Below are 13,134 nucleotides of genomic sequence, written 5' to 3'. Positions count from 1 at the left end.
GGAGGGTGACCGGTCGGGGGTCGCCGTCCGGGTCAGGACCCCCAGCGCCGGCCTAGTCACTCCGGACTAGTCATTTAGGACTAGACAAGTTGGGTCGAACGAGGGCTGTCGCCGCAGCCACTTCCTCTTTACCTTTGGTTCTGCGGAGGAAGAGGCGTCATGGGGGCGCCGGAACTCCCGGGACAGACGACGTGGGGACGACAATCATGTGGGTTGAGGACTGGGCGCCGCGTGCTGCCTGCCGTGCGGAGCAGCCGGACAAGCTCTTCGTCCGAGGCGCCGAGCAGAACAAGGCCAAGGCGCTGTGCCAGGGGTGCCCGGTGCGCACCGAGTGCCTCGCCGAGGCGCTGGACAACCAGATCGAGTGGGGTGTCTGGGGCGGCATGACCGAGCGCGAGCGCCGGGCGCTCCTGCGCCGCCGGCCCACCGCCTCCTGGCGCTCGGTCCTCGAGACCGCGCGCAACCAGACCCGCGAGACCGTCAACGTCTGACCGCTCGACCCGGGCCGAGCCTGCGTTCGAGGTCACCTCGAGCGCCGGCTCACGCCGTGCTCACCCCGACGCGTCGTCCCCGCCGAGCAGCGAGCCGACGCGGCGGAGCCCGTCGAGGTCGTGGACGTCGGTCGCGAGCGCCGGCACCACCGCCGTCGGCACCTGCGGATGCGACGTCGCGAACCGGTCTCGCAGCCAGGCCTCCCGCTCCACGAGCCGGGTGCGGTCGGCGTGCAGGCGCAGCAGGCCGGCCGTCGTCGACGTCGCGTCGCTGCGCCGCAGCCGCTCGGAGGCCGCCATCGCCTCGTCGGCCGACAGGTCCCCGGCGGGCGGCACCGCGGCGCGGTTGACGATCAGTCCCGCGAGCGGCATCCGGTCGGCGCTGAGCCGGTCCACGAAGTACGCCGCCTCGCGCAGCGCGTCCCGCTCGGGCGCGGCCACCACCAGGAACGCCGTCCCCTCGTCCTGGAGCAGCGCGTAGGTCTTCGAGGCCCGCTGCCGGAAGCCCCCGAACACGGTGTCGATCGCCGCGACGAAGGTCTGCAGGTCGCGCAGCACCTGGGCGCCGAGCAGCCTGGTCAGCGCGTTCGTGATCAGCCCGAAGCCGGCGCCGACCAGCTTGAGCGGGCCCTTGGCGGGCGCCAGCAGCAGCTTGATGAACCGGCCGTCGAGGAAGCTCGAGAGCCGTTCGGGGGCGTCGAGGAAGTCGAGCGCCGAGCGCGACGGCGGCGTGTCGACGACGATGAGGTCGTAGCTGCCCTCGGCGCGGGCGTCGGCGTGCAGCTGGCCGAGCTTCTCCATCGCCATGTACTCCTGCGTCCCGGCGAACGAGCTCGACAGGGCGATGTAGAACGGGTTCTCCAGGATCTGGCGCGCCTTCTCCGGGCTGGCCTGGCTCTCGACCACCTCGTCGAAGGTGCGCTTCATGTCGAGCATCATCGCGTCGAGGGAGCCGCCGTCGGGCCCGCCGTCGACGCCGGTGACCGGCCGCGGGGTGTTGTCGAGCGCCTCGATCCCCATCGCCTGCGCGAGCCGCTTGGCCGGGTCGATGGTCAGGACGACGACCCGGCGGCCGCGCTCGGCCGCGCGCAGGGCGAGCGCGGCCGACGTCGTGGTCTTGCCGACCCCACCGGAGCCGCAGCACACGATGATGCCGACGCCGCGGTCGTCGATCAGGGCGTCGACGTCGAGGACGGCGGCGCCGACGTCCGCGCCGCGGGGGCGACCGGACGGGCCGACGCGAGGTGGCTGGTTCATCAGGCGAGTCCCTGGTCTCGGAGGAGGCCGGCGAGCTCGTAGAGCGCACCGAGGTCGACGCCCTGGGGGAGCCGCGGCAGCTCGTAGGCCGGGACGTCGAGCGCGTCGACGATCGCGCGCTGGGCGGTCTCGAGGGCGCGGCGCTCGGCGTGCTCGCGGCCGCCGAGGAGCAGGTCGGTGACGACGGCGTCGACCTGGGTCTCGTCGAGCCCGGCCTCGGCGAGCTCGCCGGCGACCGTGCCGGCGTCGAGCGTGGCCAGCTGGTCGGGGGTCAGGTCGCGCGGGCGCACCTGGTTGACGACGACCCCGCCGACCGGCAGGTCGGCCGCCCGCAGCTCACCGATCCCGTCGGCGGTCTCCTGGACCGGCATCTCCTCGAGCACCGTGACCAGGTGCACCGCGGTCCGCGGGGAGCGGAAGAGCGTCATCATCGTGTCGGCCTGCGACTTGACCGGTCCGACCTTGGCGAGCCCGGCCAGCTCGTTGCTGACGTTGAGGAACTGCACGATCCGTCCGGTCGGCGGCGCGTCGAGGACGACGGCGTCGTAGTGGATCGCGCCCTTGTTGCGGCTGTTGCGCTGCACGGCCTCGAAGACCTTGCCCGTGAGCAGCACGTCGCGGACGCCGGGCGCGATCGTCGTCGCGAACTCGATGACGCCGAACCGGTCGAGCGCCCGGCCGGCCCGGCCGAGCTTGTAGTAGAGCGAGAGGTACTCGAGCAGCGCCGCCTCGGGGTCGACGTGCAGCGCGTGCACGACCCCGGGCTCGCCGTCGGCGTCCGGGAGCCCGGTGGTGAGCCGGCGCTCGGCGAACGGCAGGGGGTCGACGTCGAACATCCGTGCGATGCCCTGGCGGCCCTCGACCTCGCAGAGCAGCACGTTGCGGCCCTTCGTGGCCAGCGCCAGGGCGAGCGCGGCCGCCACCGTGGACTTGCCGGTGCCGCCCTTGCCGGTGACGACGTGCAGCCGGACCTGCGGCCAATCGGTCATGATCACCGACACTACTTCGGCGGTCGCGACCGGGCGCTGGCCACCCCGCGGGCCACCCAGGCGGCGAGCCGGCGACGGGTGTCGAGCGCCTCCGGCCCGACCTGCACCCACGTCGTCGAGGTCCGGGTGCCCATCACCATCGGCTCGACGTGGTCCCGGGCGAGCAGCCGTGCCCGCTCCGCGTCGTCGTCGACGCGGAGCAGCAGCCCGCCCCGGCCGCTGACGCAGACGGCCATGGTGCCGTCGAGCATGAAGGCCAGCCCGCCGAACATCCTCTTCTCCACGACGGGCTGCTCGATCAGCTCCCGGACCCGCTCGGCCAGCGTCTCGTCGTGCGCCACGGCGACCATCCTGGTCGGTGCGCCGGCACGGGTCCAGGAGGCTTGCTGTCGTCGACGCAGCCGCGTCGTGAGGGCCGCCGGCCCTCCGTCGGGGTGGCGGTGGTTGACGCGGCCCGGCACGACGCGGCAGGTTGCTCGGTCATGAGCGTGTTCCGCACCAAGTCGATCGAGCAGTCCATCGCCGACACCGACGATCCCGAGACCAAGCTGCGCAAGGACCTCGGCGCCCTCGACCTCACGATCTTCGGCGTCGGCGTCATCATCGGCGCCGGCATCTTCGTGCTGACCGGCAAGGTCGCCGCCTCCAACTCGGGGCCGGCGCTCGCGCTCAGCTTCCTCATCGCCGCGATCGCCTGCGGGCTCGCCGGGCTCTGCTACGCCGAGTTCGCCTCCACCGTCCCGGTGGCCGGCAGCGCCTACACGTTCAGCTACGCGACGCTCGGCGAGCTCGTGGCCTGGACCATCGGGTGGGACCTCGTGCTCGAGTTCACCATCGGGTCGGCCGCCCTGGCCGCCGGCTTCTCCGGCTACTTCCAGACGGTGCTCGACATCTTCGGGGTCGAGGTCCCGACCCAGGTGGCGTCGGCGAGCGAGGGCTTCATCGACCTGCCGGCCGTGATCATCTCGCTGCTGGTGATGGGCCTGCTCATCCTCGGCACCAAGCTCTCCAGCGCGTTCAACCTGGTCGTGGTGGCCATCAAGCTGCTCGTGGTGGCCATCGTCATCGTCGTCGGGCTGACCGCCGTCAACGCCGACAACTGGGTCCCGTTCATCCCCGAGTCGGCGCCGACGCCCGACTCCGACGGCGGGTTCCGCAGCCTGCCGCTCATCACCTCGCTGCTCGGCATCGAGCCCGCGATCTTCGGGGTCGCCGGCGTCATCTCCGGCGCGGCCGTCGTGTTCTTCGCCTTCATCGGCTTCGACGTCGTCGCGACGACCGCCGAGGAGGCCAAGAACCCGCAGCGCGACGTCCCGATCGGCATCCTGTCCTCGCTCGCCATCGTGACCGTCCTGTACGCCGCGGTGAGCCTGGTGGTGACCGGCGTGCAGAGCTACAAGGACATCGACCCCAACGACCCCGCCCCGCTGTCGACGGCGTTCGAGGCGGCCGGCATCACCTGGGTGCGCGACGTGGTCGCGGTCGGCGCGTGCATCGGGCTGATCGTCGTCTGCATGATCCTGATGCTCGGCCAGAGCCGGGTCGCGTTCGCGATGGCGCGCGACGGCCTCCTGCCCCGCGGGCTGGCCCGCACGCACCCGAAGTTCGGCACGCCGCACCGGATCACCCTGATCACCGGCGTCGTCGTCGCCGCCCTGGCCGGCTTCCTCGACCTCGAGACGCTGGCCAACCTGGTGAACATCGGCACGCTCTTCGCCTTCATCCTGGTCAGCATCGGCGTCCTGGTCCTGCGGCGCACCCGTCCCGACCTCCCGCGCGCCTTCCGGACGCCGTTCGCCCCCGTGGTCGCGACCCTCTCGGTCCTCATGTGCTTCTACCTGATGCTGAACCTCACCGGCGAGACCTGGGAGCGGTTCGTGATCTGGATGGCCATCGGGTTCGTCGTCTACTTCCTCTACGGACGCAGCCACAGCCGGCTCGGCCGGGAGGGTGAGCCGGCCCTGCACGACAAGCCGGCCGCCGGCGGCGGCACCACCCTCGACAAGTCCTGAGCCGGGTCCGGCCCTCGGCCCTCAGTCGAGGGCCAGCCCGGCGGCCGGGCTGACCCGCGCCGCGCGGCGCGCGGGCAGCACGCACGCCAGCAGGCCCGCCGCGGCCGAGACGAGGACGACGACCGCGAGCTGTCCGAGCGGCAGCACCAGCGGCGCCTCGGGCACCACCGAGCGCACCATGGCCTGCACGCCGACCCAGGCGAACGACGTCCCGATGACGGTGCCGAGGACGGTGGCGACGACCGAGAGCAGCACGGCCTCGAGGCCCAGCATGGTGCGGAGCTGACGGCGGGTCAGGCCGAGCGCCCGCAGCAGGGCGTGCTCGCGACCGCGCTCGAGGACCGACAGCCCGAGGGTGTTGGCGATCCCGATGAGCGCGATGACGACGGCGATCCCGAGGAGGCCGACGACGGCGCCGGTGACGACGTCGAGCTGGAGGTCGACGTAGCCGCGCTCGGCGAAGCCGCCGCCGGCCGACGCCCCGAGCCCGGCGGCCACGGCGTCGAGCCCGTCGGCGAGGGCGCCGGCGTCCGCGCCGTCGTCGGCACGGACCCAGAGCGCGGTGGTCATGGGGGTGTCGGTGAGCGCCGCGAGCGTGCTCGCCGAGACCAGGGCCGCGGAGCCCCAGCCCTCACCGAGGACGGTGCGGAGCCGCTCGGTGCGGCCGTCGACCGTGACCTCGACCCGGTTCGGCACCTCCCGGCCCGAGACGAGGTCGTAGGACAGCAGGATCTCGTCGTCACCGACCTCGAGGACGGTGCCGGGACCGCGGGTGATCGCCGCGACGTCGGCCGGCCGGCCGAGCACCGCGACCGCGCCGAGCGCACCGACGTCGGCGCGGACCCCGGGGACGGCGAGGACGTCGTCCACGCCGTCGACGGCCCGGACGGCGTCGACCGCGCGGTCCGGCAGGCCGGCCCCGCCGGCGGTGAGCGTCGCGTCGAGCGGGTGCGAGGCGTCCATCTCGTCGTCGACGGCGCCACGGGCGCTCGCCATCCCGGTGAGGACGGCGGTCGTCAGCGTCACCCCGATGAGCAGGGACGCCGTGGTGGCGGCCGTGCGCCGCGGGTGGCGCACGGCGTTGCCGGTGGCCAGCCGCCCCGGGGTGCCGAGGACGCGGGACGCCGCCCGGCCGGTGAACCCGATCAGTGCCGGCACCAGCAGCGGCCCGAGCAGCAGCACGCCGCTGAACGCGGTGGTGCCGCCGACCACCATCACCAGCGGGCTCGTCGTCGACACCGACAGGGCGAGCAGGCCGGCACCACCGACGAGGGCGGCCACGCCGAGGGCGACCCGGGTCCGACCCGCAGCGGTGCGCGCGTCGATGCCGGTGTCGGGGCGCAGGGCGGCGAGCGGGCTGACCGCGGTCACCCGCCGGGTCGGCAGCCACGCCGCGACGAGGGTGACGACGACGCCGGTGACCGCGGCGCCGGCGTACCAGCCGGGCGAGACCGAGGCGCTGCCCAGGTCGGCGGTGGGGAAGCGGGAGTCGACGACCGCGACGATCGCGAGGCCGGCCGCGGTGCCCGCCGCCAGGCCGGTCGCCGAGGCGACGAGACCGAGCACGAGGGCCTCGAGCCGCACCGAGCGCAGGACCTGGCGGCGGGTGGCGCCGACGCAGCGCAGCAGCGCGAAGTCGCGCTGGCGCTGGGCGAAGAGGATCGAGAAGGTGTTGGAGATGACCAGCACCGACACGAACAGCGCGATCGAGGCGAACAGCAGCAGCAGGATCGCCACCACGTCGACGCCGCGGTTGATCTCGGCGGTCACCTCCTCGACGTACCCACGGGCGTCCTGCACCGTCGCGTGGGGCACGGCGTCGGTCAGTGCGTCGGTGCCGCCGGCCCAGGCCAGGCTGTCGACGTACAGCTCGTCGGCGTACGGCGCGAGGTCGGCCCACGTCACGTAGACGTCGGCCCGGACGAGCTGGGAGGGGGAGTCGACGAGTCCGACCACGCGGACGTCGGTGGCCCGGTCGCCCTGGCCGATGCTGAGCTCGTCGCCCACGCCGAGGTCGGCCCGCTCGGCGGCACCGGCGTCCACGACGGCCTCGCCGGCGCCGGCGGGGAAGGCGCCGTCGACCAGCTCGGGCCAGCGCAGCGTCGGCGTGGTGGTGACCTGGGCGACCTCGTCGACGCCGTCCAGGGTGCGGCCGTCGCGGCGGACCGGCAGGGAGGCCCAGCCCAGGACGCTCGCCTCGGCCCCCTCCGCCCCGTCCTCCTCGGCAGCCGCGACCAGCGCGGCGGCGTCGCGCCCGACGAGGTCGGTGGCGACCACGTCGGCGCCGTCGTACGGGGCCGAGACGCCGCGGGTGAGCCCGTCGCGGGTCGCCGACGACAGCGCCGCCGTGGTCACCACGAAGGCCACGCCGATGACGACGGCCAGCGCGGCGGCGACGTAGCGGCGGGTGTGGGTGCGCAACGAGGCCAGGACGACGGTCCTCATCGGTCGCCGCGCAGGGTCGCGAGGAGGACGTCGGCGCCCGGGTCGACGAGGTGCGCCCGGACGGCGCCGTCGGCGATGACGACGACGTCGTCGGCGTAGGCCGCCGCGTCGACCTCGTGGGTGACCATCACGACGGTCTGGCCGAGCTCGCGCACCGAGCGGCGCAGGAAGCCCAGCACCTCGGCCGACGACTCGCTGTCGAGGTTGCCGGTCGGCTCGTCGGCGAAGACGATCGCCGGCTGGGCGACCAGCGCGCGGGCGATCGCGACCCGCTGCTGCTGCCCGCCGGAGAGCTCGGAGGGGCGGTGGCCGAGCCGGTCGCGGAGGCCGAGGGTGTCGACGACCTCGGCGAGGCGGGCCGGGTCGGGGCGGCGTCCGGCGAGGTCGAGCGGGAGCACGACGTTCTGCTGGGCGGTAAGCATCGGCAGCAGGTTGAAGCTCTGGAAGACGAAGCCGACGTGCTCGCGCCGGAACAGGGTCAGCGCCGTGTCGTCGAGGCTCTCGAGCGCGACACCGGCGACCGCGACCGTGCCGGCGTCGGGCACGTCGAGGCCGGCCAGGCAGTGCATCAGCGTCGACTTGCCCGACCCCGACGGGCCCATGATCGCGGTGAAGCGGCCCCGCGGCAGGTCGAGGTCGACGCCGCGCAGGGCGTGCACGGCGGCGTCGCCGCGTCCGTAGGTGCGGGTCAGGCCACGGGCCGTGGCGGCCGGCGGGCCGGTGGGAGGGCCGGGAGGTGTTCCGGGCGGGGAGAGGGTGCTCGTCATGACGAGAACGCTGCCGGAGCCCGGTGCCTCGATCCTCAGGCCGCGGGATGGTCTCGGGGTCCGCCCACGGGATGACCCGGGTCAGACCAGGCCGGACTCGAAGGCGAGGACCACGAGCTGGACCCGGTCGCGGGAGCCGGTCTTGGCGAGCAGCCGGCTGACGTGGGTCTTGACGGTGGCCTCGGCGACGACGAGGTCGGCGGCGATCTCGTGGTTGGAGCGGCCGCGGCCGACCAGCACCAGCACCTGGCGCTCGCGGTCGGTCAGCTCGCGCAGCCGGCGGTCGTCGACGACGGGCGCCGGGGCGGAGGCGGCCACGTGGTCGAGGAGCCGGCGGGTGGTGCTGGGGGCGACGACGGCGTCGCCGGCGTGCACGGTCCGGATCGCGGCGAGCAGGTCGTCGGGGGCGGCGTCCTTGAGCAGGAAGCCGGCCGCGCCCGCCCGGATCGCGGCGAAGGCGTGCTCGTCGAGGTCGAACGTCGTGAGCACCAGCACCCGGGGCGCGTCCGGACGGGCGGTCACGAGCGCGGTCGCGCCGACGCCGTCCAGGACCGGCATCCTCACGTCCATCAGGACGACGTCGCAGCCGGTGACCGCGAGCCGGTCGACGGCCTCGCGCCCGTCGCCGGCCTCCCCGACGACCGTCAGGTCGGGCTGGCTGTCGACGAGCATCCGGAAGCCCGCGCGGACCATCTGCTGGTCGTCGACGAGGAAGACGCGGATCGACTCGCTCACGGGCGCACTCACAGGGGGATCGTCGCGCGGACGCCGAACCCGCCGCCCGGCCGGGGTCCGGTCTCGAGGGACCCGCCGTGGACGTCGACGCGCTCGCGCATCCCGAGCAGGCCGTGCCCGCCGCCGTCCGGGGCCGCGGCGCCGCGTCCGTCGTCGACGACCTCGATCCGGATCGCGTCGTCCACGTGCACCGACACCTGCACCCGCACCCCGGGCCCGGCGTGCTTGTGGACGTTCGTCAGCGCCTCCTGCACCACGCGGTACGCCGTCAGCCCGGCCGCGGCCGGCACCGGACCGTCGAGCCCGACGAGGTCGACCGGGTCGACCAGCACGACGTCCTCGTCGGCGCCGGCCCGGGCGCCGGCGCGGGCGTCGTCGAGGAGCGTCGGCAGGTCGTCGAGCCCCGGCAGCGGACTGCGCCCGCTCGACTCCTCGGCGCGCAGCAGTCCCAGCAGCTGGCGCATGTCGGTCAGCGCCTCGCGTCCGGTCGCCGAGATCCGGGCCAGGGTCTCGGTCGCGACCGCGGGGTCCTGCGCCGCAGCGTACCGGGCACCGTCGGCCTGCACGACCATCACGGTCAACCCGTGCGCGACCACGTCGTGCATCTCGCGCGCGATCCGGGCCCGCTCGGCCGACGCCGCCAGCGCGACCTGCTGCTCGGCGTCCCGGCGGATCCGCTCGCCCCGCTCGACCAGCGCGTCGACGTACGCGCGCCGGGTGCGGCCGAGCGTGCCGAGGGCCCAGCCGGTGACCACGAAGGCGCCGACGGTGAGGAAGTAGGGGAGGAAGGTACGCAGCGAGACGTCGCCGTCGAAGCCGCGGATCCAGTCGAACGACGCCACCGCGGCCGCCACGACCCCCACCGCCAGCGCGACGGCCCCGCCGAGGGCGGAGGAGAACCGCGCCACCGAGTAGACCGCGACCGGGAACGCGACCTGGGTGTGGAGCGGCGTCCCGGTCAGCGGCACCTGGAGCGCGCTCGCCAGCGCGACACCGGCGAAGGCCCGGTCGGGGTGCGTCCGGCGCCACAGCAGGGGGAGGGCCTGGAGCGGCACCAGCACCACCCCGACCAGGAGCCCCCCGGCGACGTACAGCGGGGCGGGCAGGAGCAGCAGGACGACGAGCCCGACGTCGAGGCGGCGCTCCCCGCGCGGCGTCAGCCGCCAGGGCTGGCGCAGGCGGTCGAGTGCGTCGGGGCTCTCCACGCCGTCCAACCTAGGGCCCGGTGGGCGCCGGGGCGTCAGACCACGGGATGACGCCGGACCGCTCCCGGTGCGGCGCTAGTAGGGTGCCGAGCATGACCAAGTGGGAGTACCAGGTGGCGCCGATTCCGCTCCACAACGAAGCGCTGATGCTGAACAACTTCGGACAGGACGGCTGGGAGCTGGTGGCGATCCACACCAACGCCCAGGGCGGCCTGGTCGCGTTCCTCAAGCGCCCGCAGGCCTCCTGATGGCCACGCCCGAGGAGCGCCTGGCCGCGATGGGCCTCGCCGTCCCGGAGGTCGCGAAGCCGGTGGCGGTCTACGTGCCCGCCGTCCGCAGCGGGGACCACGTCTTCACCTCCGGCCAGCTGCCGATGCGTGCGGGCGAGCTGATCACCACCGGCAAGGTCGGCGCCGGGGTGACCGCCGAGGAGGCCTACGCGTGCGCGCAGCAGTGCGCGCTCAACGCGATCGCCGCCGTCCGTGCCGAGGTCGGCGAGCTCGCGCTGGTGAAGCGGATCGTCAAGGTCGTCGTCTTCGTCGCCTCGACCCCCGACTTCACCGGCCAGCCCGGGGTCGCCAACGGCGCCTCCGAGCTGCTCGGCGAGGTGTTCGGCGACGCCGGCGTGCACGCCCGGTCCGCGGTCGGGGTGGCCGCGCTGCCGCTGGACGCGCCCGTGGAGATCGAGATCGTCGTCGAGGTCTGAGACCGTGCAGATCCCGCTGCCGCCCGTGCCGCTGCCCCCCTCCGTCGTCGAGGTCGCCCGCGCCTACGCCGACGGCGAGCGCACCGCGGTCGAGCCGCGCAACGCCGCGACCGTCATCCTGATGCGGGCCTCGGACCAGGGGCCGGACGTCTACTACATGCGGCGGCAGGTCTCGATGGACTTCGCCGCCGGCATGGCGGTCTTCCCCGGTGGCGGCGTCGACCCACGCGACTTCGACGTCGAGGTCGCCTGGGCCGGCCCCACCCCGGCCGAGTGGGCGGCCCGGCTGGGCTGCGACGAGGAGACGGCGCGGGCGCTGGTGTGCACGGCGGTCCGCGAGACGTTCGAGGAGTCGGGCGTGCTGCTCGCCGGGCCGTCGGCGTCCGAGGTCGTCGCCGACACCACCGGCGACGACTGGGAGGCCGACCGGGTCGCGCTCGAGACGCGCGAGCTGGCCATGACCGACTTCCTGACCCGACGCGGGCTGGTGCTGCGCACCGACCTCCTGGGCGTCTGGGACGCCTGGTTGACGCCGGTCTTCGAGCCCCGGCGCTACCGCACCTGGTTCTTCGTCGCCGCGCTCCCCGAGGGCCAGCGCACCCGCGACGTCTCCTCGGAGTCGTCGTCGGTGGTGTGGCTGCCGGCCCGGACGGCCGCCGACCAGGCCGACGCCGGCGAGCTGGCGATGATGCCGCCGACGTACCTCACCTCGATGGAGGTCGGCTCGTTCACGACACCCGACGAGGTGCTCGCGGTGGCCGCCTCCCGGTCGGTGGAGATGTTCACCCCGTCCGTCGAGCCGATCGGCGACGGCTTCACGCTCTCGATGCCCGACCGGCTGCGGCCGATGCTCGCCGCTCGGCGGCGCGGGTGAGCGGGTCGTGGTCCGGTGGGGCCTTCGGCGAGCGGGGGGAGTGCCTGCTCGCGCCGAACCCCGGGATCATGACGCTCGACGGCACCAACACGTGGGTGCTGCGCGAGCCCGGCTCGTCGACGGCGGTCGTCGTGGACCCCGGCCCGGCCGAGGACGGCCACCTGGAGCGGCTCGAGGAGGAGACCGGTGACGTCGGCCTGGTGCTGCTGACCCACCACCACCTCGACCACGCGGAGGTCGCGGCGGCGCTCGCCGAGCGCAAGGGCTGCGCGGTCCGGGCCCTCGACCCGGCGTACTGCGTCGGCGCCGACCCGCTCGTCGACGACGAGGTGGTCTCGGTCGGCGGACTGTCGCTGCGCGTCGTCGCCACCCCCGGCCACACCGCCGACTCCGTGTCGTTCGTGCTGCCCACGGAGCGGGTGCTGCTGTCGGGCGACATGGTGCTCGGCCGCGGCACGACCGTCGTCGCCCACCCCGACGGCCGGCTCGGTTCCTACCTCGAGTCGATCGAGCGGATGCGCTCCCTCGTCACCGCCGGTGAGGTCGCCACCATCTGGCCGGCCCACGGCCCGGTGCTCGGCGACGCGGGCGCCGTCCTCGACCTCTACCTCGCCCACCGCCGCGACCGGCTCGCCCAGGTCGCCGCAGCGGTGGAGCGGCTGCGCGACGAGGGCGGCGAGCCCACCGCGCGTGCCGTGGTCGAGGTCGTCTACGCCGACGTCGACGAGACACTGTGGGGAGCCGCTGAGCTGTCGGTCCGCGCCCAGCTGGAGTACCTGGCCGAGCAGACGTCGTAGCAGAACGACCCGTCCGCCCGGCGGTGGGCGGAGGACGGGTCAGCGGGCCCGGCGGGCCAGACGCTCGATGTCGATGATGACGACCGAGCGGGGCTCCAGGCGCAGCCAGCCGCGGGAGGCGAAGTCGGCCAGCGCCTTGTTGACGGTCTCGCGGGAGGCGCCGACCAGCTGGGCGAGCTCCTCCTGGGTGAGGTCGTGGTGCACGTGGACGCCGTCGTCGGCGGTGCGCCCGAAGCGGTCGGCGAGGTCGAGGAGGGCCTTGGCCACGCGACCGGGGACGTCGGAGAACACCAGGTCGGCGACGACGTCGTTGGCCTTGCGGAGCCGGCTGGCGAGCTGGGTGAGCAGGCCCCGGGCCACGACCGGACGGCCCTCGAGCCAGCGCAGCAGGTCCTCGTGGGAGAGGGAGGCGAAGGTGGCGTCGGTGACCGCGGTGACGGTGGCCGAGCGCGGGCCCGGGTCGAAGAGCGACAGCTCGCCGAACATCGAGCCGGGGCCGAGGATCGCGAGCAGGTTCTCGCGGCCGTCGGTCGAGGTGCGGCCGAGCTTGACCTTGCCGTCGAGGACGACGTAGAGCCGGTCGCCGGAGTCGCCCTCGTGGAAGAGGACGTCGCCGCGGCGCAGCCGGGTCTCGCTCATCGAGGTGCCGAGCGCGGTCGCCGCCTCGTCGTCGAGGGCGCTGAAGAGCGGTGCCTGACGCAGTACCTCGTTGTCCACGGGATCCTCCGGTGTGCTGGGGCGAGCTGGACCGCACGACGCGGACTCCACGGCGATCCTAGAGGGTGGCGAACCCCACAGAGAACCGAACCCGCTGCGGCGAGGGCCGGATCGTCGGTGGCGGACCGTAGGCTGGCCG

General features: G+C 74.3%; 14 protein-coding genes. 6 read left to right on the top strand and 8 right to left on the bottom strand.

Annotated elements, in window-relative coordinates; genetic code table 11:
* Positions 1-203 precede the first annotated feature (203 nt).
* On the top strand, positions 204-491 hold the full coding sequence (locus E4623_RS17730) for a WhiB family transcriptional regulator (protein ID WP_348537300.1): 288 nt from the start codon (positions 204-206) through the stop codon (positions 489-491).
* 60 nt (positions 492-551) lie between these two features.
* Here E4623_RS17730 and E4623_RS17725 read toward each other — a convergent pair whose 3' ends face one another.
* The 3 genes from E4623_RS17725 to E4623_RS17715 are packed head-to-tail and all read right to left on the bottom strand — an operon-like array spanning position 552 to position 3,078.
* Positions 552-1,748, bottom strand: coding sequence for an ArsA family ATPase (locus E4623_RS17725; RefSeq protein WP_134767894.1), 1,197 nt, complete (start codon positions 1,746-1,748; stop codon positions 552-554).
* Positions 1,748-2,737, bottom strand: a complete 990-nt coding sequence (locus E4623_RS17720) for an ArsA-related P-loop ATPase (RefSeq protein WP_134767893.1) — start codon at positions 2,735-2,737, stop codon at positions 1,748-1,750. The genes E4623_RS17725 and E4623_RS17720 overlap by 1 nt, the downstream gene beginning before the upstream one ends.
* A gap of 11 nt (positions 2,738-2,748) precedes the next feature.
* Positions 2,749-3,078 (bottom strand): TfoX/Sxy family protein, encoded by a 330-nt coding sequence (locus E4623_RS17715; protein WP_134767892.1) that lies wholly within the window; start codon positions 3,076-3,078, stop codon positions 2,749-2,751.
* 141 nt (positions 3,079-3,219) lie between these two features.
* Between E4623_RS17715 and E4623_RS17710 the strand changes: the two genes are divergently transcribed.
* A complete protein-coding gene (locus E4623_RS17710) occupies positions 3,220-4,749 on the top strand; it encodes an amino acid permease (RefSeq protein ID WP_134767891.1) in 1,530 nt (509 codons plus the stop codon).
* Positions 4,750-4,770: 21 nt separating this feature from the next.
* Here the strand turns inward: E4623_RS17710 and E4623_RS17705 are convergent, their stop codons facing one another.
* The 4 genes from E4623_RS17705 to E4623_RS17690 all read right to left on the bottom strand — a co-directional run bounded on the left by E4623_RS17705 (position 4,771) and on the right by E4623_RS17690 (position 9,901).
* Positions 4,771-7,194 carry an FtsX-like permease family protein gene (locus E4623_RS17705; RefSeq protein WP_134767890.1) on the bottom strand — a complete coding sequence of 808 codons (2,424 nt, stop codon included), beginning with the start codon at positions 7,192-7,194 and terminating at the stop codon, positions 4,771-4,773.
* Entirely contained in the window at positions 7,191-7,961 is a 771-nt protein-coding gene (locus E4623_RS17700) for an ABC transporter ATP-binding protein (RefSeq protein ID WP_134767889.1), read from the bottom strand. Before E4623_RS17700 ends, E4623_RS17705 begins: the two co-directional genes overlap by 4 nt.
* An 81-nt stretch (positions 7,962-8,042) precedes the next feature.
* Entirely contained in the window at positions 8,043-8,696 is a 654-nt protein-coding gene (locus E4623_RS17695) for a response regulator transcription factor (protein ID WP_209020763.1), read from the bottom strand.
* Positions 8,697-8,704: 8 nt separating this feature from the next.
* The gene (locus E4623_RS17690) at positions 8,705-9,901 is read right to left on the bottom strand and encodes a histidine kinase (RefSeq protein WP_134767887.1); all 1,197 of its coding nucleotides are present in this window, start codon (positions 9,899-9,901) and stop codon (positions 8,705-8,707) included.
* A 92-nt stretch (positions 9,902-9,993) separates the two neighbouring features.
* On the opposite strand from E4623_RS17690, the gene E4623_RS22755 reads away from it, so the two are divergent.
* Genes E4623_RS22755 through E4623_RS17675 form a run of 4 tightly spaced genes read left to right on the top strand, consistent with a single transcriptional unit; the run spans position 9,994 to position 12,278 of the window.
* Positions 9,994-10,149, top strand: coding sequence for a hypothetical protein (locus E4623_RS22755; RefSeq protein WP_167736724.1), 156 nt, complete (start codon positions 9,994-9,996; stop codon positions 10,147-10,149).
* Positions 10,149-10,607: a RidA family protein gene (locus E4623_RS17685; RefSeq protein ID WP_134767886.1), complete on the top strand. Its 459-nt coding sequence runs from the start codon at positions 10,149-10,151 to the stop codon at positions 10,605-10,607. The genes E4623_RS22755 and E4623_RS17685 overlap by 1 nt, the downstream gene beginning before the upstream one ends.
* 4 nt (positions 10,608-10,611) lie before the next feature.
* Complete coding sequence (locus E4623_RS17680; RefSeq protein WP_134767885.1) at positions 10,612-11,481, top strand: NUDIX hydrolase; 870 nt, start codon at positions 10,612-10,614, stop codon at positions 11,479-11,481.
* Positions 11,478-12,278: an MBL fold metallo-hydrolase gene (locus E4623_RS17675; protein WP_245155156.1), complete on the top strand. Its 801-nt coding sequence runs from the start codon at positions 11,478-11,480 to the stop codon at positions 12,276-12,278. The genes E4623_RS17680 and E4623_RS17675 overlap by 4 nt, the downstream gene beginning before the upstream one ends.
* 39 nt (positions 12,279-12,317) lie before the next feature.
* Here E4623_RS17675 and E4623_RS17670 read toward each other — a convergent pair whose 3' ends face one another.
* Positions 12,318-12,995, bottom strand: coding sequence for a Crp/Fnr family transcriptional regulator (locus E4623_RS17670; RefSeq protein WP_134767884.1), 678 nt, complete (start codon positions 12,993-12,995; stop codon positions 12,318-12,320).
* Positions 12,996-13,134: the final 139 nt, after the last annotated feature.

The sequence above is a fragment of the Nocardioides sp. 1609 genome (assembly GCF_004522105.1).
In the GTDB taxonomy this organism is placed as follows: domain Bacteria; phylum Actinomycetota; class Actinomycetes; order Propionibacteriales; family Nocardioidaceae; genus Nocardioides.
The sequence above is the reverse complement of the archived record's forward strand: the minus strand, read 5'-3'. Positions and strand labels throughout refer to the sequence as shown.

Coding starts and splice junctions, on each gene's coding strand:
- E4623_RS17725 (WP_134767894.1), bottom strand. CDS start 1,748: ATGAACCAGCCACCTCGCGTCGGCCCGTCCGGTCGCCCCCGCGGCGCG.
- E4623_RS17720 (WP_134767893.1), bottom strand. CDS start 2,737: ATGACCGATTGGCCGCAGGTCCGGCTGCACGTCGTCACCGGCAAGGGC.
- E4623_RS17710 (WP_134767891.1), top strand. CDS start 3,220: ATGAGCGTGTTCCGCACCAAGTCGATCGAGCAGTCCATCGCCGACACC.
- E4623_RS17705 (WP_134767890.1), bottom strand. CDS start 7,194: ATGAGGACCGTCGTCCTGGCCTCGTTGCGCACCCACACCCGCCGCTAC.
- E4623_RS17700 (WP_134767889.1), bottom strand. CDS start 7,961: ATGACGAGCACCCTCTCCCCGCCCGGAACACCTCCCGGCCCTCCCACC.
- E4623_RS22755 (WP_167736724.1), top strand. CDS start 9,994: ATGACCAAGTGGGAGTACCAGGTGGCGCCGATTCCGCTCCACAACGAA.
- E4623_RS17685 (WP_134767886.1), top strand. CDS start 10,149: ATGGCCACGCCCGAGGAGCGCCTGGCCGCGATGGGCCTCGCCGTCCCG.